Here is an 18,114-nt window from a genome sequence, read left to right on the forward strand (position 1 = left end):
GGTCGGCGGCGGGTTGTTCACTGAGTTGGGGGCTGCGTTCAGGATTTCAAGGGCTCATCGATTTTGAAATGTGCACGGGCGGTGGCGATCGGTTCGCTTTCGGTGCTTTGCCAGGCCGTGACCGCAACGTTGGCCACGCGCCGGCCCTGGCGACAGACCTGACACTTGGCCCAAGTGTCGCGAAACTGTCCGGCGCGCAGATAATCCAGAGAAAAGTCGATGATTTTCGGCACCCCGGGCGAACCGGTGAAAATCAGCAAATGCAACGCGGCCGCCAGCTCCATGAACCCGGCAATCACCCCGCCATGGATCGCCGGCAATAAAGGGTTACCAATGTTGTCCTTGTTCGCCGGCAACTTGAACAGCAATTCATCGCCGACTCGCGAACATTCGACACCGATCAGCCCTGCATAAGGAATCAGTTGCAGCAGCGGCGCGTAATCACCCTGAGCGTGAGCCTGCAGCAGCTGTTGCTTCCAGTCATCGCTCATCGATTCTCTCCTTTGACCTTGCCGGCAAATCCCTGAGTGCCTTTCAGACCCTTGCCCATGCGCATGAATGTGCCGACGACATGGGCGATCGGCTGCTGCGGGTCGTCCTGATAGGCAAAGCCGCGAGCGAAGATCACATCGGTGGTGACCCGGTAACACTGGGCAAAGCCATAGACATCCTTGTTCGGCTCGGCGGCATGCATGTAGTCGATACGCAGGTCCAGGGTCGGGCAGACTTCGAATTCCGGTAGCACGCACAGCGTGGACATGCCGCACGCGGTGTCCATCAGCGAGGTAATGGCTCCGCCGTGGATGACCCCGGTCTGCGGATTGCCGACGATTTGCGCGCTGTACGGCAGCCTCACCGTCAGCCCTTCGCTGCTGGCGCTGTGCACCGTCAAACCGAGCACCTGACAATGACGCAGGGCCGAGAGAAAGCGTGTTGCGCGCTCAAAAACGGGGTTTTCAGCCATTTGATAATTACTCGCGTTAGAGCCTTTTGCCAGTAGTAGGAAATCCCGCAAAAGTTCCACTAAAAAACAAACTTATATATCTGAACGAAATGAGGAACTTAACCTTTGGGCCAGTGCTCTTAAGGCCAGTAGTTATTTTCCATAAGGAGAAACACCCCATGCGTAAGACTTTAGCTATTGCCTTGATGTTGACCGCTTCCCTCGGTCTCGCTGCCTGCGATAAAAAATCCGAGGACAAAGCTCAAGATGCCAACCAACATGCTGAGCAAGCTCAGCAAGACATGAACAAAGCTCAGGATAAAGTGAACGACGCAGCAAAAGAAAACGCCGAAGCTGCCAAAGCTCAGGCTGAATCGAATCAAGCTGCTCAGGAAGAAGCTGCCAAGAAGCAATAATTGCGACTTGATGCCGAAAAAGAAAACCCGCCAAGTGCGGGTTTTCTTTTGCCTGTTATTTTTTGTCAGCCTTGGTGTAGAGGTTGTGTTAGAGCAATACGGTTCTAAAAGTCGGACTAATCATCAGTAACAAACTGCAGATCAGGCCGACCAGCCACACCAGGCTGCGCAGGGATGGTTTATCCGCCAGGTACAACCACACGTAAAGAATTCGCGCGATTACAAAGATGATCGCCAGGGCATCGATCAACCAGCCTTGTGTTTGTGTGGTGTGCGCCATCAGCACGCCGACGGCAAACAGAATGAACGCTTCGATGCAGTTCTGGTGCGCCGCCAGCGCCCGCGCGCCGTAGCCAGTGAGTTGCGCCTGCTGTTGGCGCGGTAGATGGTTGTTGTAACCACCCTGCTCTTTCATGGCCTTGCCCACCGGCATACGCGCGATGTAAATCAACAATGCACTGATAAACACACACCAGAACGGAATACTCATCAAACGGCCTCTTTATTGGTTTCGGGCAATGGCGCCTCTGTAGGGGTATAGACCATCACATCAAGCACGTCGGAATGAAACTCGCGGCGGTACAACACGATGACCACACCGGCACTCATCAACATGAACAGCCATGGGCTGACAAACCATGCCAGCATGCTCATGCCGAAGTAATAAGAGCGTAGGCCGAAGTTGAACTGGTTGGCCGCCATCGAAATCACTCGCGCCGCCCGCAGGGCGAAGGCCTTGCGTTCCTGCTCGGAAACCTGTCGCTCACCAATCATCGGCGCCGAGCCGACCAGTACTGCGGCAAAGTTGTACTGACGCATGCACCAGCTGAACGTAAAGAACGCATAGACGAACACCAGCGCCAGGCACAGCAACTTGATCTCCGACATGCCCTGCGATGCCTGCTGCACCATCGGAATATCCGCCAGCAACGACACGGCGCGCTCGGACGCACCGAGCACCGTGAGAATGCCGGCGAGGATGATCAGGGTGCTGGAGGCGAAGAACGAGGCGTTACGCTCCAGGTTACCGATCACGCTGGCGTCGGCGATGCGGTTGTCGCGCAACAGCATGCGGCGCATCCAGTCTTCGCGGTACAGGTGCAGCACGCTGGCCAGGCACGCGGTATCGCGGGCCTTCCACGACGCATAACGGGTGTAGCCGCCCCAGCAGATGACAAACCAGAGCGCGGCCAGCAGGTGGATCAGGTTAGCTTGGATGAACGACATTCGTTTTCCTGTGAAATGTGAATGCATTACCTGTAGGAGTGAGCCTGCTCGCGATCCGGTGGCACATCCGGCATTGATCTGACAGACACGACGCCATCGCGAGCAGGCTCACTCCTACATAAAATCGATGCAGTGCTTCGACGCTGGTTCAAGGAAAAAGACACTGCCTGACATCCATAAAAAATGCCCCGTATCTATTGATACGGGGCATTTCTGTTTAAGCGCTGAAGACCCGCTTGTGGCGGGTCAGGCAACGTCAGGCAACGGCTTCGCTGCGCTTGCCCAGCAGGCGATCACAGACCACGGCGACCACCAGGGTCATCACGCATGGCACCAGCCACGCCAGACCCTGCTCGCTCAGCGGCAGGTGCGACAGCTGCGACGGCATCCAGTCAGCCAGACCAGCGCCCTTGAGCGCGTCGATGGTGCCGAACAGGAACGATACCAGCATCACCGGGCCGAGGATCCGAGCGTGTTCATGCCAGAAGTCCTTGCAGAAGCTCAGGGCCACCAGAACGATGCACGGCGGGTAGATCGCGGTCAGCACCGGGATCGAGAACGCGATCAGCTTGGTCAGGCCCAGATTGGACACCAGCAGCGAAAACGCGGCGAGGATGATCACCAGGGTCTTGTAGGACAGTGGCAGCACGCGGCTGAAGTATTCGGCGCAGGCGCAGGTCAGACCTACCGCCGTCACCAGGCACGCCAGCGAGATCAGCACCGCGAGGAAACCGCTGCCCAGCGAACCGAAGGTGTGTTGCACGTAAGCATGCAGCACCGCCGCGCCGTTGCTGGCACCGGCGGCAACTTCATGGCTGCCGGAGCCGAGGCGGAACAGGCTGATGTACACCAGCGCCAGACCGACACCGGCGATGAGTCCGGCAATGATCGCGTAGCGGGTGATCAGCGCAGGCGACTCGACGCCACGGGAGCGGATCGCGTTGACGATGACGATGCCGAATACCAGAGCGCCCAAGGTGTCCATGGTCAGGTAACCATTGATGAAACCTTGAGAAAACGGTGCGGCAACGTATTCCGGGGTGGCGACACCGATGTCACCGGCCGGCAGCGCGAATGCGGCAATGCCGAGGACGGCCAGGGCGATGATCTTCAGCGGTGCGAGGAAACGCCCGACGGTATCGAGCAGGCGACCCGGGTACAGCGAAATGAAGAACACCAGCAGGAAGTACACCGAGCTGTAGAGGAACAGTGCCAGCGGGCTTTCGCCGGTCAGCGGCGCCAGACCCACTTCGAACGACACGGTCGCTGTTCGCGGGGTGGCGAACAGCGGGCCGACTGCCAGGTAGCACGCCGCGGCGAGCACACCACCGGCAATCTTGCCGATCGGGCTGCTCAGCGCATCCATCGCACCACCGACCTTGGCCAGGGCGACGACGGTGATCACCGGCAGACCGACCGCCGTGATCAAGAAGCCCAGCGCCGCCATCCAGACGTTAGGTCCGGACTGCAGGCCGACGATAGGCGGGAAAATGATGTTGCCGGCCCCGACAAACAGGGCAAATGTCATGAAGCCCAGTGCCAGGATGTCCTGACCTTTCAAAACTTTCATTAAGGAAATACCACACTACTGAATCGGAATTTAGAGGGGGATTTCCCTGTGGGGTTAGGGAAATGCTGTCAGTCCGTATAAGACTGACCCGTTTAGCGCGTTGCATGCCTTGTGGGCGGCAGACGCAAAAATGGCTGCTAGCCTAACGAATTTGTCTGACAAACGCACTGTTTGAGGGCGAACTATCCGATACACGACGTGTCTGTGTCGCGTTTACGCATCTATTTTTCCTAACCACAACCCTGTGGCGAGGGAGCTTGCTCCCGCTCGACTGCGCAGCAAGCGCAAACCCAGTAAACCCTCATGAACCTGGAGATTGTATTCGGGCTGCTTCGCAGCCCAGCGGGAGCAAGCTCCCTCGCCACAAAAATCCACTCGAATACCCATATGCCAGAAACAACAAAGGCCACCCGAAGGTGGCCTTTGTCTGGTGAAGCGTCAGTCAAGCACGAGGCTTACTTGACAGCCCAACCGGTCAGCTCGGCCAGGGCCTTGCCGATGTCTGCCAGCGAACGCACGGTTTTCACGCCTGCGTCTTGCAGAGCAGCGAATTTCTCGTCTGCAGTGCCTTTGCCGCCAGAGATGATTGCGCCAGCATGGCCCATGCGCTTGCCCGGAGGAGCAGTCACACCAGCGATGTAGGAAACAACCGGCTTGGTCACGTGTGCCTTGATGTAGGCAGCCGCTTCTTCTTCAGCCGAACCGCCGATCTCGCCGATCATCACGATCGCTTCGGTCTTCGGGTCTTCCTGGAACAGCTTCAGGATGTCGATGAAGTTCGAACCCGGGATCGGGTCACCACCGATGCCGACGCAAGTCGACTGACCGAAACCGGCGTCAGTGGTCTGCTTCACAGCTTCGTAGGTCAGGGTGCCGGAACGCGAAACGATACCGACCTTGCCTGGCAAGTGAATGTGACCTGGCATGATGCCGATCTTGCATTCGCCTGGGGTGATCACGCCTGGGCAGTTAGGGCCGATCAGGGTAACACCCAGCTCGTCGCACTTAACTTTGGCGTCCAGCATGTCCAGGGTAGGAATGCCTTCGGTGATGCAGACGATCAGCTTGATGCCGCCGAAAGCAGCTTCCAGGATCGAGTCCTTGCAGAAAGGAGCCGGAACGTAGATCACGCTGGCGGTAGCGCCAGTGGCAGCTACTGCATCCTTGACGGTGTTGAACACTGGCAGACCCAGGTGCTCGGTGCCGCCTTTGCCCGGCGTTACGCCACCAACCATCTTGGTGCCGTATTCGATGGCTTGCTGGGTGTGGAAACTACCTTGCGAACCGGTAATACCCTGGCAGATAACTTTGGTGTCTTTATTGATCAGGACGCTCATTATTTGCCCTCCGCAGCTTTGACAACTTGTTGAGCAGCGTCGGTCAGGCTGGTAGCAGCGATGATGTTCAAACCGCTTTCTGCCAGTACTTTAGCGCCCAGCTCAGCGTTGTTGCCTTCAAGGCGAACAACAACCGGGATTTTCACGCCGACTTCTTTCACAGCGCCGATGATGCCTTCGGCAATCATGTCGCAGCGAACGATGCCGCCGAAGATGTTGACCAGTACTGCAGCGACGTTGGTGTCGGACAGGATGATCTTGAAGGCTTCGGTCACGCGCTCTTTGGTAGCACCACCACCTACGTCGAGGAAGTTGGCTGGCTTGCCGCCGTGCAGGTTGACGATGTCCATGGTACCCATGGCCAGGCCGGCACCGTTGACCATGCAGCCGATGTTACCTTCCAGGGCTACGTAGTTCAGTTCGAACTTGGCAGCGTGCGCTTCGCGCGGATCGTCTTGCGACGGATCGTGGAAAGTCTTCAGCTTAGGCTGACGGTACATGGCGTTGGCGTCGATGTTGATTTTGGCGTCCAGGCAGTGCAGATCGCCGTCAGCCTTGATCACCAGCGGGTTCACTTCCAGCAGGGCCAGATCGTGATCCTGGAACAGTTTGGCCAGACCCACGAAGATCTTGGCGAACTGGGCAACTTGCTTGCCTTCCAGACCCAGTTGGAACGCCAGCTCGCGGCCCTGGAATGGCTGAGCGCCAACCAGTGGATCGATAGTGGCCTTCAGAATCTTTTCTGGAGTGTCGTGAGCGATTTTCTCGATGTCCACGCCACCTTCGGTGGAAGCCATGAACACGATGCGACGGCTCGAACGGTCAACGACAGCGCCCAGGTACAGCTCTTTAGCGATATCAGTGCACGATTCAACCAGGATCTTGGTGACTGGCTGACCATTGGCGTCAGTCTGGTAAGTCACCAGACGCTTGCCCAGCCACTGCTGTGCGAAGGCCTTGGCGTCTTCTTTGTTGCGAACCAGCTTGACGCCGCCCGCTTTACCGCGACCACCGGCGTGGACCTGGGCTTTGACAACCCACTCGCTGCCGCCGATTTTGTCGCAAGCTTCTGCTGCTGCTTCCGGGGTGTCTACTGCGTAACCAGTGGAAACTGGCAGGCCGTATTCAGCGAACAGCTGCTTACCCTGATACTCGTGAAGATTCATGCTTTTTACCGTCTTCGTTAGGTACTGCGCATTCGGCGCTGCGCTCTTGATGAGTGCCGCGCCACCTGTGACTGCTGCTTGCGTAGCCTTTCCGGATACCCGGTGCAGCTACGCAAGACTGCGTCCAGCGGACATTCCGCGGTGAGACTTGCTCGCAAGGCTCACGACGGGCCGTTACCGCCGTGGTTTCTTATTGTGTGTCTTAACGCTTCTTGCGGTTGGCAATGTGGATGGCGCCGCCATTCACAGCCAGAGCAGCTTCGTGCAAGGCTTCAGACAGGGTCGGATGGGAGAAAACCATCATGCCCAGGTCTTCAGCGCTGGTGCCGAATTCCATACCGATCGCGCCCTGCTGAACCAGTTCTGCAGCGCTCGGGCCAATCACGTGCACGCCCAATACGCGGTCGGTCTTGGCATCAGCGATGACCTTGACGAAACCACCGGTATCGTTGGCGGCCATGGCACGGCCGGAAGCGGCGAACGGGAAGGTGCCGACGTTAACTTCAACGCCTTCGGCTTTCAAGGCCTGCTCGGTTTTGCCTACCCACGCGATTTCCGGGTGAGTATAAATAACCGAAGGGATCAGGTCATAGTTCATCTGAGCCTTGTGGCCCTTGATGCGCTCGACAACCATGATGCCCTCTTCCGAGGCCTTGTGCGCCAGCATCATGCCGCGCACCACGTCACCGATGGCGTAAACGCCCGGTACGGTGGTGGCGCAGTGATCGTCAACGTGCACGAAACCGCGCTCGTCCAGGGTCACGCCGCTGTCGGCAGCCAGCAGATCAGTGGTCACCGGACGGCGACCAACGGCTACGATCAGCTTGTCGAAAGTGATGGACTGTTCGCCGTTGGCATCGGTGTAGTTAACAACGACTTCGTCGCCGTTCACTTTCGAACCGGTTACGCGAGCACCCAGCTTGATGTCCAGACCTTGCTTGGTCAGGGTTTTCAGCGCTTCCTTGGAAACAGCGGTGTCCGCTGCCATCAGGAAGGTGTCCAGTGCTTCGAGGACAACCACTTCGGAACCCAGACGCGACCACACCGAACCCAGTTCCAGACCGATCACGCCAGCGCCGATCACGCCCAGACGTTTAGGTACGGACTGGAATTCCAGAGCGCCAGTCGAATCGACGATGACTTTCTGATCGACCGGAGCCGGCGGAATGTCGATCGGACGCGAACCTGGAGCCAGGATGACGTTTTCGGCTTCGATGACTTCAACCGAACCGTCCGGCTTGGTGACTTCGACTTTCTTGCCAGCCAGCAGCTTGCCGTGGCCCTGGATCGAAGTAACGCCGTTGGCCTTGAACAGGGTGGCAACGCCGCCAGTCAGGTTCTTGACGATGCCAGCCTTGCGGCCAACCATCGCAGCGACGTCCATTTTGACTTCGCCGGTCGAGATACCGTGAACGTTGAAGCTCTCTTTGGCTTCCTTGTACTTCCAGGAGCTGTCCAGCAGCGCCTTGGACGGAATGCAGCCGACGTTCAGGCAAGTACCGCCGAGGGCTTGCTTGCCTTCAGCGTCGGTGTACTTCTCGATGCAGGCAGTGGTGAGACCCAGCTGCGCGGCCTTGATGGCAGCTACATAGCCGCCAGGGCCGGCACCGATCACTACTACGTCAAATTTCTGCGACATTCAAAAAATCCTCTTTAGCGAAAAGCTTCAAGCCGCGCGCTGCGGGCCGTACCGCCGTTGCCGACGGTACGCCTCCCGCAGCGCATGGCTGCTTCTATCAGATATCCAGCAACAGACGAGCCGGATCTTCCAGCAGGTTCTTGATGGTCACCAGGAAGGTTACAGCTTCTTTGCCATCGATCAGACGGTGATCGTAGGACAGTGCCAGGTACATCATCGGACGGATCACGACCTGACCGTTGATGGCCATAGGACGCTGGATGATGTTGTGCATGCCCAGAATCGCTGCCTGCGGCGGGTTGACGATCGGGGTCGACATCATCGAACCGAAGGTACCACCGTTGGTGATGGTGAAGGTACCGCCGGTCATCTCTTCCATCGACAGTTTGCCGTCACGGGCCTTCTTGCCGAACGTGGCGATGCCGCCTTCGATTTCCGCCAGGCTCATCAGCTCGGCGTTACGCAGAACCGGTACAACCAGGCCACGGTCGCTGGAAACCGCAACACCGATGTCGGCGTAGCCGTGGTAGACGATGTCCGCGCCGTCGATCGAAGCGTTGACTGCCGGGAAGCGTTTCAGCGCTTCGGTGGCAGCCTTGACGAAGAACGACATGAAGCCCAGGCGTACGCCGTTGTGGGACTTCTCGAACAGGTCCTTGTACTTCGAACGCAGGGCCATGACTTCGGTCATGTCGACTTCGTTGAAGGTGGTCAGCATTGCCATGTTCGACTGGGCTTCAACCAGACGCTCGGCAACCTTGGCACGCAGACGGGTCATCGGCACGCGTTTTTCAACGCGGTCGCCAGCGGCGAACACAGGAGCAGCAGCGGCTGGAGCAGCAGCCTTGGCAGGTGCAGCAGCTGGAGCGGCTTTCTTCGCGGCAACCGCAGCCACCACGTCTTCCTTGGTCACACGACCGCCTTTGCCGGTGCCGGCAACGGAAGCGATGTTGATGCCGTTCTCTTCAGCCAGCTTGCGCGCAGCCGGAGCAGCAACAGGATCGTCTTCGCCTTCGGCAGCAGCCGGGGCAGCGGCAGCAGCGGCCGGAGCAGCAGCGGCGGCGGCTGGAGCAGCCGCAGCAGCACCACCTTCAGTGATGGAGCCCAGGACTTCGTCGGACAGAACGGTGTCGCCTTCGTTCTTGACGATTGCGCCCAGCACGCCGTCGGCGGTAGCCAGCACTTCCAGTACGACCTTGTCAGTTTCGATGTCGACGATCAGTTCGTCACGTTTGACGGCGTCGCCCGGTTTTTTGTGCCAGGTGGCAACGGTGCCATCGGCAACCGATTCCGGGAAAGTGGGGGCTTTGATCTCGATAGCCATTATCTGTGGTTCCTTAAATTCGGTTTCAGGTGCGCGAAGGCGTTAAACGGTAAACGCGTCTTGCAGCAGTTTTTCCTGCTGCTCGGCGTGCATCGATGCGTAACCACATGCTGGGGCAGCAGAAGCCTCACGGCCCGCGTACTCGAGTACGAGAGACTTGTTGAGGTTACCGATGCTGCGACGCAGGTGATGCTGGCTGCAGTACCAGGCGCCCTGGTTCATCGGCTCTTCCTGACACCAAACGGCATGCTTGACGTTGGTATAAGGCGCCAGGACTTCTTTCAAGTCGTCCTCAGGGAATGGATACAGCTGCTCGATACGTACGATGGCGATATCGTCACGGCCTTCGGCACGACGTTTTTCCAGCAGGTCGTAGTAGACCTTGCCGCTGCACAGAACAACGCGCTCGACCTTTTTCGGGTCCAGGGCATCGATTTCCGGGATCACGGTCTGGAACGAACCTTCAGCCAGATCTTCCAGGGTCGAGACGGCCAACTTGTGGCGCAGCAGCGACTTCGGCGTCAGCACTACCAGAGGTTTGCGCAGCGGGCGAATCACCTGACGGCGCAGCAAGTGGTAGATCTGGGCCGGGGTGGTCGGCATGCACACCTGAATGTTGTGCTCGGCGCACAGCTGCAGGTAACGCTCAAGACGTGCCGAGCTGTGCTCAGGACCCTGACCTTCGTAGCCGTGCGGCAACAGCATGGTCAGACCGCAGAGACGGCCCCACTTGTGTTCGCCGCTGGTGATGAACTGGTCGATAACGACCTGTGCACCGTTGGCGAAGTCGCCGAACTGGGCTTCCCAGATCACCAGCGCGTTTGGCGTGGTGGTCGAGTAACCGTATTCGAAGGCCAGTACCGCTTCTTCCGAGAGGAACGAGTCGTACAGGTCAAAACGTGGCTGACCGTCGTACAGGTTCTGCAGCGGAATGTAGGTGCCCGCGTCTTTCTGGTTGTGCAGCACAGCGTGACGGTGCGAGAACGTACCGCGGCCGATGTCCTGACCGGTCATGCGGATCGGGTGACCTTCGAACGCCAGGGTTGCGTACGCCATGGTTTCGGCATAACCCCAGTTGATCGGCAGGCCGCCGGCTTGCATCTTCTGACGGTCTTCGTAGATCTTCGCGACCTGACGCTGAACCACGAAGCCTTCCGGAATTTCCAGCAGCTTGGCGGACAGTTCCTGCAGGGTCTTCAGGTCGAAACGGGTGTCGTGACGCGCAGTCCAGGCGTGGCCCAGATACGGACGCCAGTCCACGAACAACTCTTTGTTCGGCTCTTTGACCAGCGATTTCACTACGTGCAGACCGTTGTCCAGCGCGTTGCGGTATTCGTCGACTTTCGCCTGAACACGCTCTGCGTCGACTACACCGGCCTGGGTCAGACGATCAGCGTACAGCTCACGGGTGGTGCGCTGCTTGGTGATCTGCTGATACATCAGCGGCTGGGTGCCGCTTGGCTCGTCGGCCTCGTTGTGGCCGCGACGACGGTAGCAGACCAGGTCGATCACCACGTCACGCTTGAACTGCATGCGGTAGTCGATGGCCAGCTGGGTCACGAACAGCACGGCTTCCGGATCATCACCATTCACATGGAGGATCGGCGCCTGGATCATCTTCGCAACGTCGGTGGCGTACTCGGTGGAACGCGAGTCCAGCGGGTTGCTGATGGTGAAACCGACCTGGTTGTTGATCACGATGTGCACGGTACCGCCGGTCTTGAAACCGCGGGTCTGCGACATCTGGAAGGTTTCCATGACCACGCCCTGACCTGCGAATGCAGCGTCACCGTGGATGGAGATCGGCAGAACCTTCTCACCGGTCGGGTCGTTACGACGATCCTGACGGGCACGAACCGAACCTTCGACCACCGGGGAAACGATTTCCAGGTGGGACGGGTTGAACGCCATGGCCAGGTGAACTTCACCGCCGGCGGTCATCACGTTGGACGAGAAGCCCTGGTGGTATTTGACGTCACCGGAACCCAGCTCGACCTTCTTCTTGCCTTCGAACTCGTCGAACAGCTCACGCGGGTTCTTGCCGAAGGTGTTGACCAGCACGTTCAGACGGCCACGGTGGGCCATGCCGATGACGACTTCCTTGGTACCGTAGGAACCGGAACGCTGGATCAGTTCGTCGAGCATCGGAATCAGGCTTTCGCCGCCTTCCAGACCGAAACGCTTGGTGCCCGGGTATTTGGTGCCCAGGTATTTTTCCAGGCCTTCACCGGCAGTGACGCGCTCGAGCAGGTGGCTCTTGATGTCGGCCGAGTACGTCGGACGACCGCGCACGCTTTCCAGACGCTGCTGGAACCACTGGCGCTGCTCGGAATCGGTGATGTGCGTGAATTCAGCGCCGATGGTGCGGCAATATGTCTGCTGCAACGCTTCGTGAATTTCGCGTAGGCTCGCTTCCTCTTTGCCGATGAACAGGTCGCCGGCACGGAAGGTCGTATCAAGATCGGCATTGGTCAAGCCGTAATGATTGATCGACAGGTCTGCAGGTGCAGGACGCTGCCACAGCCCCAGCGGGTCCAGCTGGGCTGCCTGGTGGCCACGCATACGGTAGGCCTGGATCAATCGCAGCACTTCAACTTGCTTCTTCTCGTGCTCACTGCTCACGCTGCCGGCGGAAACCGGTTGGGCGCGGCGCTGGTTCTTTGCCAGCAGCACGAAATGATCGCGAATTGTGGAGTGCGAAACATCAGTGGCAGAGCTGCCATCGGCAGGCAGCTTCTGAAAGTAGGTGCGCCACTCTTCTGGCACAGCGTTAGGGTCGTGCAGGTAGAGCTCATAAAGCTCTTCCACATAGGCAGCGTTTCCACCTGAAAGGTAGGCGCTGTTCCACATGCGCTGCATCACGCTTTCTTGCATGCTTGGTCACCCTCGGTTAGGGGAACACCATCGGCGTCAATACCGAGCAAACTTGCAGAAGTCCGAATGCAGCGACCAAAACAAGCCACTTAGGATCACGCTGATAGTCCGGGTACCAGCCCGGATGCCCCTGCTTGTCTCATTTCTTCAAAATAAGAGCTGCAGCTTGTGGCTACTGCTCTGGTTATAGCCATGACGCGGGTTGAAGCCCGCGCCACAGCCTCTTCGGTACAGCGGTTCTACGGTTACAGCAGCTGAATCACACGCCGCTCGAAAGCAGCATGTTACGGATGTGACCGATGGCCTTAGTCGGGTTCAGGCCTTTCGGACATACGTTGACGCAGTTCATGATGCCCCGGCAGCGGAAGACGCTGAACGGGTCATCGAGCGAAGCCAGACGCTCGGACGTCTTGGTGTCACGGCTGTCTGCCAGGAAGCGGTACGCTTGCAGCAGGGCAGCTGGACCCAGGAACTTGTCCGGGTTCCACCAGAAGGACGGGCACGAGGTCGAGCAGCAGGCGCACAGGATGCACTCGTACAGACCGTCGAGCTTTTCACGCTCTTCAGGGGACTGCAGACGCTCGATGGCCGGAGCCGGCGTGTCATTCTGCAGGTAAGGCTTAACCTTCTCGTATTGCTTGTAGAAGATGCTCATATCGACAACCAGGTCACGGATAACCGGCAAACCTGGCAGCGGACGAACGATCAACTTGTTGCCTTTTACGACAGCGGACAGCGGCGTGATGCACGCCAGGCCGTTCTTGCCGTTGATGTTCATGCCGTCGGAGCCGCAGACGCCTTCACGGCAAGAGCGACGATAGGAGAAACCCTCGTCCTGCTCTTTGATCAGGGCCAGCACGTCCAGCACCATCAGGTCTTTACCACCGGTATCGACCTGGAATTCCTGCATGAACGGCGCAGCGTCCTGATCAGGGTTGTAGCGATAAACACTGACTTGCAACATGGCGGTCACCCTTAATAAGTCCGGACTTTAGGTTCGAAAGTCGGAACAGTCTTCGGCGAGAAGTTCACGGCACGCTTGGCGACACGTTTCTCACCCGGGAAGTACAGGGTGTGGCACAGCCAGTTTTCGTCGTCACGGTCTTCGAAGTCTTCACGGGCGTGGGCGCCGCGGGACTCTTTACGTACTTCGGCCGCAATGGCGGTAGCTTCAGCCACTTCCAGCAGGTTTTGCAGTTCCAGAGCTTCGATACGCGCGGTGTTGAACGCCTGCGACTTATCGTTGATCTTCACGTTGGCGATGCGCTTGCGCAGATCGGCCAGCTGAGCGATACCCTTCTGCATGTATTCGCCAGTACGGAATACACCGAAGTAGTTCTGCATGCAGCTTTGCAGCTCGCGACGCAGGGTCGCCACGTCTTCGCCATCGGTACGGCCGTTCAGCGCGTTCAGACGCGACAGGGCAGCTTCGATGTCGGCTTCGGTAGCGTCGTCATATTCGATGCCGTCGGTCAGCGCCTTTTCCAGGTGCAGGCCGGCAGCGCGGCCGAATACCACCAGGTCTAGCAGCGAGTTGCCGCCCAGACGGTTGGCACCGTGTACCGATACGCAAGCCACTTCGCCTACCGCGAACAGACCAGGAATGATCTGATCCACGCCTTCGGCGTTCTGGGTGATCGCCTGACCATGAATGTTGGTGGCAACGCCGCCCATCATGTAGTGGCAGGTCGGAACAACCGGAACCGGCGCAACCACCGGGTCAACGTGGGCGAAAGTCTTCGACAGTTCGCAGATACCTGGCAGACGGCTGTGCAGCACTTCCTCGCCCAGGTGGTCGAGTTTGAGCATTACGTGGTCGCCATTCGGACCGCAACCGTTGCCGGCGATGATTTCTTTAACCATCGAGCGGGCAACCACGTCACGACCAGCGAGGTCTTTCGCGTTCGGAGCATAACGCTCCATGAAACGCTCGCCGTGCTTGTTGATCAGGTAACCACCTTCACCACGGCAACCTTCGGTCACCAGTACACCGGCGCCGGCGATGCCGGTCGGGTGGAACTGCCACATTTCAATGTCTTGTACCGGTACGCCAGCACGCAGCGCCATGCCAACGCCGTCGCCGGTGTTGATCAGGGCGTTGGTGGTGGAGGCGTAGATACGGCCAGCACCGCCAGTGGCCAGTACGGTGGCCTTGGCGCGGATGTACGAAGTTTCGCCGGTTTCGATGCAGATCGCGATCACACCGACAAATTCGCCTTCCTGGTTTTTCACCAGGTCGACAGCGTAGTACTCGTTCAGGAACGTGGTACCGGCTTTCAGGTTGCCCTGATAAAGGGTGTGCAGCAGCGCGTGACCGGTACGGTCGGAGGCTGCGCAGGTACGGGCAGCCTGGCCACCTTTACCGTAGTCCTTGGACTGACCACCGAACGGACGCTGGTAGATACGGCCTTGCTCGGTACGCGAGAACGGCAGACCCATGTGGTCCAGCTCGAAAACGGCAGCCGGGCCTTCCTGACACATGTATTCGATAGCGTCCTGGTCACCGATGTAGTCGGAACCCTTGACGGTATCGTACATGTGCCAGCGCCAGTCATCGTTCGGGTCGGCGGACGCGATTGCGCAGGTGATGCCGCCCTGGGCGGATACAGTGTGCGAACGGGTCGGGAAAACCTTGGTGATCACGGCAGTCTTGTGACCGCCCTGTGCCAGCTGCAGCGCAGCGCGCATGCCGGCACCGCCACCACCAATAATGATGGCGTCGAAAGAAATCGTTGGAATGTTAGCCATGACTCAGATACCCCAGAGAATCTGCACACCCCAGACGAAGTAAGCGAACATCGCAACGCCGCATACTGCCTGGAAAAGGAAACGTATAGCCGTCGCGGACTTGCCGAACGCCATTGGCGTCAGATAGTCGGTCGCGATGGTCCACATGCCGACCCAGGCGTGAGCGCCGAGAGCAACAAGGGCCAGGAGGCTGAAAATACGCATCCCGTTGTGGGCGAACAGTTCATGCCACTGGGCGTACTCGAGGCCAGGGTGGGCCACGACGTATCCGATCAGAAAAATGAAGTAAGCCGCGAGAACGACCGCCGACACACGTTGCGCCATCCAGTCATAGAGGCCCGAACGCGAGAGGTTCGTGACGTTAGTTACCATATCCAGACTCCTGCCAGAACGATTACCACCACGGAAACGGCGATAACGATTTTCGAGCCCAGCTTGCCGCCTTCCAGCGTCTCACCGATGCCCATGTCCATGATCAAATGGCGCACACCGGCAACCAGGTGATACAGCAGAGCGGACAGGATGCCCCAAATCACTAGCTTGGCTAGCGGACTGGTCAGACACGCTTTCACCTGACCGAAGCCTTCCTCGGAGCTCAGCGACTTGTCCAATGCGTAAAGCATGATGGCAAGGCACACGAAGAGGATGACACCGGAGATACGGTGAAGAATGGACGTGTAAGCAGTGACTGGGAGTTTGATGGTCCTTAGGTCTAGGTTTACAGGTCGTTGGCTTTTCACGGCTTTTTTTTCACACTGAAGAGCCCCTAACAATCAGGGCAAAGTTGTTGGGGAGTGCACTGGTCAGGTAACCACCACCCAGGGATGCGACCCCCAATGAAAGCAAGCCCAAAAGCCCTTGGCGGTCGGTGGCCGAGTATAGACAGTTAGGCTACTAATGACAACGCAATCACCTACCCCCAATAGCTGATTGCACAAGTCGCATAAAAGGCGTAAATGGCAGTCAATTTCGAGGAAAAAGTGCGCTTAAAGCCTTCTGGAGCAAGACTTTAGGCAAATTGACATTCGAATTTATCTCACTATAGTGGTGCGGGCCCTGCGTGGGGGGTCTGTCTGATGGTTCAAGCATAAATAGGAGGCCACATGGCTGACAAAAAAGCGCAGTTGATCATCGAGGGCGCAGCCCCCGTCGAGCTGCCCATTTTAACCGGCACCGTTGGTCCCGATGTAATCGATGTTCGGGGCCTGACGGCCACGGGCCGCTTCACTTTCGACCCGGGTTTCATGTCGACCGCCTCGTGCGAATCGAAGATCACCTATATCGACGGCGACAACGGCATTCTGTTGCACCGCGGCTACCCGATCGAACAGCTGGCTGAAAAGTCGGACTACCTGGAAACCTGCTACCTGCTGCTCAATGGCGAATTGCCGACTGCAGAACAGAAGGCCCAGTTCGTCAGCACCGTGAAAAACCACACCATGGTTCACGAGCAGCTGAAAACCTTCTTCAACGGCTTCCGTCGCGACGCCCACCCGATGGCCGTCATGTGCGGCGTAGTCGGCGCCCTCTCGGCCTTCTACCACGACTCCCTGGACATCAATAACCCGCAGCATCGCGAAATCTCCGCGATCCGTCTGGTTGCCAAGATGCCAACCCTGGCAGCGATGGTTTACAAGTACTCCATGGGTCAACCCATGATGTACCCGCGCAACGACCTGACGTACGCGGAAAACTTCCTGCACATGATGTTCAACACCCCGTGCGAGATCAAACCGATCAGCCCGGTACTCGCCAAGGCCATGGACCGGATTTTCATCCTCCACGCCGACCACGAGCAGAACGCATCGACCTCCACCGTGCGTCTGGCAGGTTCTTCGGGTGCCAACCCGTTCGCCTGTATCGCCGCCGGTATCGCCGCACTGTGGGGCCCTGCCCACGGCGGTGCGAACGAAGCCGTTCTGACCATGCTTGACGAAATTGGCGATGTGTCCAACATCGACAAGTTCATCGCCAAGGCCAAGGACAAGAACGATCCGTTCAAGCTGATGGGCTTCGGTCACCGCGTTTACAAGAACCGCGACCCGCGTGCGACTGTAATGAAGCAGACCTGCGACGAGGTACTGAAGGAACTGGGCATCAACAACGATCCGCAACTCGAACTGGCCATGCGCCTGGAAGAGATCGCGCTGACCGACCCGTACTTCATCGAACGCTCGCTGTACCCGAACGTCGACTTCTACTCGGGGATCATCCTCAAGGCGATCGGCATTCCGACCAGCATGTTCACCGTGATCTTCGCGCTGGCTCGTACTGTCGGCTGGATTTCGCACTGGAAAGAAATGCTCTCCAGCCCGTACAAGATTGGCCGTCCGCGCCAGTTGTACACTGGCTACGAGTCGCGTGATATCACCAAGCTGGAAGACCGCAAATAAGGCTTGTCTTGCGATAACGTCTTGAAGTTGTATCGGGAACGGCCTCTTATATAGAGGCCGTTTTTGTTTGTCTGGTCGCAGCGGCCTGTGGGCCGACTGGGTTTTGGGGCTTTTGTGGGCATATCCGTTTCTGCGGGTGCTGCCGCTGGCGGTTTCGCTCTTACAGCGAGTCACCTTTTCCAGACGCCGAAAAGGTAACCCAAAAGGCTTCCCCCGGCGTACGGCACTTCGCTTAGGCTCAGTGTTCCCTCGCTACGGTGCCCATCAGGGGGCATCGCCTACGGTTTGCTTCGCTGCACCTCCTCTCGATGTATGCGGCTTCGCCGCATGGCGCTGCGCGCCTTCCCCCTGATGGACACCTACGCTCGGCCTGCCGAAGGGGCTGAAGATCAAAAGCCAGGTCAAAAGCCAGAGCCAGAGCCAAAGCAGATCAAAAGATCGCAGCCTTCGGCAGCTCCTACAGGGGATTGGGTGTAT

General features: G+C 58.3%; 16 protein-coding genes. 2 read left to right on the top strand and 14 right to left on the bottom strand.

What is annotated here, in order from left to right; genetic code table 11:
- Window positions 1-38: 38 nt before the first annotated feature.
- Together PMI25_RS10995 and PMI25_RS11000 are read right to left on the bottom strand one after the other, a co-directional pair.
- The gene (locus PMI25_RS10995) at window positions 39-491 is read right to left on the bottom strand and encodes a PaaI family thioesterase (protein ID WP_007962870.1); all 453 of its coding nucleotides are present in this window, start codon (window positions 489-491) and stop codon (window positions 39-41) included.
- Window positions 488-964, bottom strand: a complete 477-nt coding sequence (locus tag PMI25_RS11000) for a PaaI family thioesterase (protein ID WP_007962868.1) — start codon at window positions 962-964, stop codon at window positions 488-490. Before PMI25_RS11000 ends, PMI25_RS10995 begins: the two co-directional genes overlap by 4 nt.
- 158 nt (window positions 965-1,122) lie before the next feature.
- Between PMI25_RS11000 and PMI25_RS11005 the strand changes: the two genes are divergently transcribed.
- Window positions 1,123-1,359 carry a hypothetical protein gene (locus PMI25_RS11005; protein WP_007962865.1) on the top strand — a complete coding sequence of 79 codons (237 nt, stop codon included), beginning with the start codon at window positions 1,123-1,125 and terminating at the stop codon, window positions 1,357-1,359.
- 88 nt (window positions 1,360-1,447) lie between these two features.
- Here the strand turns inward: PMI25_RS11005 and PMI25_RS11010 are convergent, their stop codons facing one another.
- The 12 genes from PMI25_RS11010 to sdhC form a co-directional block, all read right to left on the bottom strand.
- A complete protein-coding gene (locus tag PMI25_RS11010; RefSeq protein ID WP_007962864.1) occupies window positions 1,448-1,849 on the bottom strand; it encodes an MAPEG family protein in 402 nt (133 codons plus the stop codon).
- The gene (locus PMI25_RS11015; protein ID WP_007962863.1) at window positions 1,849-2,586 is read right to left on the bottom strand and encodes a DUF599 domain-containing protein; all 738 of its coding nucleotides are present in this window, start codon (window positions 2,584-2,586) and stop codon (window positions 1,849-1,851) included. The genes PMI25_RS11010 and PMI25_RS11015 overlap by 1 nt, the downstream gene beginning before the upstream one ends.
- A 256-nt stretch (window positions 2,587-2,842) precedes the next feature.
- On the bottom strand, window positions 2,843-4,156 hold the full coding sequence (gene brnQ, locus PMI25_RS11020; protein WP_007962861.1) for a branched-chain amino acid transport system II carrier protein: 1,314 nt from the start codon (window positions 4,154-4,156) through the stop codon (window positions 2,843-2,845).
- A gap of 455 nt (window positions 4,157-4,611) precedes the next feature.
- Window positions 4,612-5,493, bottom strand: coding sequence for a succinate--CoA ligase subunit alpha (gene sucD, locus PMI25_RS11025; protein ID WP_003223019.1), 882 nt, complete (start codon window positions 5,491-5,493; stop codon window positions 4,612-4,614).
- A complete protein-coding gene (sucC, locus tag PMI25_RS11030) occupies window positions 5,493-6,659 on the bottom strand; it encodes an ADP-forming succinate--CoA ligase subunit beta (protein ID WP_003223015.1) in 1,167 nt (388 codons plus the stop codon). The genes sucD and sucC overlap by 1 nt, the downstream gene beginning before the upstream one ends.
- A 202-nt stretch (window positions 6,660-6,861) precedes the next feature.
- The gene (gene lpdA / locus PMI25_RS11035; protein ID WP_007962860.1) at window positions 6,862-8,298 is read right to left on the bottom strand and encodes a dihydrolipoyl dehydrogenase; all 1,437 of its coding nucleotides are present in this window, start codon (window positions 8,296-8,298) and stop codon (window positions 6,862-6,864) included.
- 97 nt (window positions 8,299-8,395) lie between these two features.
- The gene (odhB, locus tag PMI25_RS11040; RefSeq protein WP_007962859.1) at window positions 8,396-9,622 is read right to left on the bottom strand and encodes a 2-oxoglutarate dehydrogenase complex dihydrolipoyllysine-residue succinyltransferase; all 1,227 of its coding nucleotides are present in this window, start codon (window positions 9,620-9,622) and stop codon (window positions 8,396-8,398) included.
- A 42-nt stretch (window positions 9,623-9,664) separates the two neighbouring features.
- Window positions 9,665-12,496, bottom strand: a complete 2,832-nt coding sequence (locus PMI25_RS11045; protein ID WP_007962858.1) for a 2-oxoglutarate dehydrogenase E1 component — start codon at window positions 12,494-12,496, stop codon at window positions 9,665-9,667.
- A 259-nt stretch (window positions 12,497-12,755) separates the two neighbouring features.
- Window positions 12,756-13,460, bottom strand: a complete 705-nt coding sequence (locus PMI25_RS11050; protein WP_003223007.1) for a succinate dehydrogenase iron-sulfur subunit — start codon at window positions 13,458-13,460, stop codon at window positions 12,756-12,758.
- 11 nt (window positions 13,461-13,471) lie between these two features.
- On the bottom strand, window positions 13,472-15,244 hold the full coding sequence (gene sdhA / locus PMI25_RS11055) for a succinate dehydrogenase flavoprotein subunit (protein WP_007962857.1): 1,773 nt from the start codon (window positions 15,242-15,244) through the stop codon (window positions 13,472-13,474).
- Window positions 15,245-15,247: 3 nt separating this feature from the next.
- On the bottom strand, window positions 15,248-15,616 hold the full coding sequence (gene sdhD / locus PMI25_RS11060; protein ID WP_003222999.1) for a succinate dehydrogenase, hydrophobic membrane anchor protein: 369 nt from the start codon (window positions 15,614-15,616) through the stop codon (window positions 15,248-15,250).
- Complete coding sequence (gene sdhC / locus PMI25_RS11065) at window positions 15,610-15,984, bottom strand: succinate dehydrogenase, cytochrome b556 subunit (protein ID WP_016773673.1); 375 nt, start codon at window positions 15,982-15,984, stop codon at window positions 15,610-15,612. Before sdhC ends, sdhD begins: the two co-directional genes overlap by 7 nt.
- Before the next feature lie 363 nt (window positions 15,985-16,347).
- On the opposite strand from sdhC, the gene gltA reads away from it, so the two are divergent.
- Complete coding sequence (gene gltA, locus PMI25_RS11070) at window positions 16,348-17,637, top strand: citrate synthase (protein WP_003222994.1); 1,290 nt, start codon at window positions 16,348-16,350, stop codon at window positions 17,635-17,637.
- Window positions 17,638-18,114: the final 477 nt, after the last annotated feature.

The organism is Pseudomonas sp. GM30 (genome assembly GCF_000282275.2).
In the GTDB taxonomy this organism is placed as follows: domain Bacteria; phylum Pseudomonadota; class Gammaproteobacteria; order Pseudomonadales; family Pseudomonadaceae; genus Aquipseudomonas.

What these genes read in the sequence shown, in the direction of transcription:
- sdhA (WP_007962857.1), bottom strand. Translation starts at nt 15,244, where the DNA reads ATGGCTAACATTCCAACGATTTCTTTCGACGCCATCATTATTGGTGGT.
- PMI25_RS11050 (WP_003223007.1), bottom strand. Translation starts at nt 13,460, where the DNA reads ATGTTGCAAGTCAGTGTTTATCGCTACAACCCTGATCAGGACGCTGCG.
- PMI25_RS11015 (WP_007962863.1), bottom strand. Translation starts at nt 2,586, where the DNA reads ATGTCGTTCATCCAAGCTAACCTGATCCACCTGCTGGCCGCGCTCTGG.
- gltA (WP_003222994.1), top strand. Translation starts at nt 16,348, where the DNA reads ATGGCTGACAAAAAAGCGCAGTTGATCATCGAGGGCGCAGCCCCCGTC.
- sucC (WP_003223015.1), bottom strand. Translation starts at nt 6,659, where the DNA reads ATGAATCTTCACGAGTATCAGGGTAAGCAGCTGTTCGCTGAATACGGC.
- odhB (WP_007962859.1), bottom strand. Translation starts at nt 9,622, where the DNA reads ATGGCTATCGAGATCAAAGCCCCCACTTTCCCGGAATCGGTTGCCGAT.
- brnQ (WP_007962861.1), bottom strand. Translation starts at nt 4,156, where the DNA reads ATGAAAGTTTTGAAAGGTCAGGACATCCTGGCACTGGGCTTCATGACA.
- PMI25_RS11010 (WP_007962864.1), bottom strand. Translation starts at nt 1,849, where the DNA reads ATGAGTATTCCGTTCTGGTGTGTGTTTATCAGTGCATTGTTGATTTAC.
- PMI25_RS10995 (WP_007962870.1), bottom strand. Translation starts at nt 491, where the DNA reads ATGAGCGATGACTGGAAGCAACAGCTGCTGCAGGCTCACGCTCAGGGT.
- PMI25_RS11005 (WP_007962865.1), top strand. Translation starts at nt 1,123, where the DNA reads ATGCGTAAGACTTTAGCTATTGCCTTGATGTTGACCGCTTCCCTCGGT.
- sdhD (WP_003222999.1), bottom strand. Translation starts at nt 15,616, where the DNA reads ATGGTAACTAACGTCACGAACCTCTCGCGTTCGGGCCTCTATGACTGG.
- PMI25_RS11045 (WP_007962858.1), bottom strand. Translation starts at nt 12,496, where the DNA reads ATGCAAGAAAGCGTGATGCAGCGCATGTGGAACAGCGCCTACCTTTCA.
- sucD (WP_003223019.1), bottom strand. Translation starts at nt 5,493, where the DNA reads ATGAGCGTCCTGATCAATAAAGACACCAAAGTTATCTGCCAGGGTATT.
- PMI25_RS11000 (WP_007962868.1), bottom strand. Translation starts at nt 964, where the DNA reads ATGGCTGAAAACCCCGTTTTTGAGCGCGCAACACGCTTTCTCTCGGCC.
- lpdA (WP_007962860.1), bottom strand. Translation starts at nt 8,298, where the DNA reads ATGTCGCAGAAATTTGACGTAGTAGTGATCGGTGCCGGCCCTGGCGGC.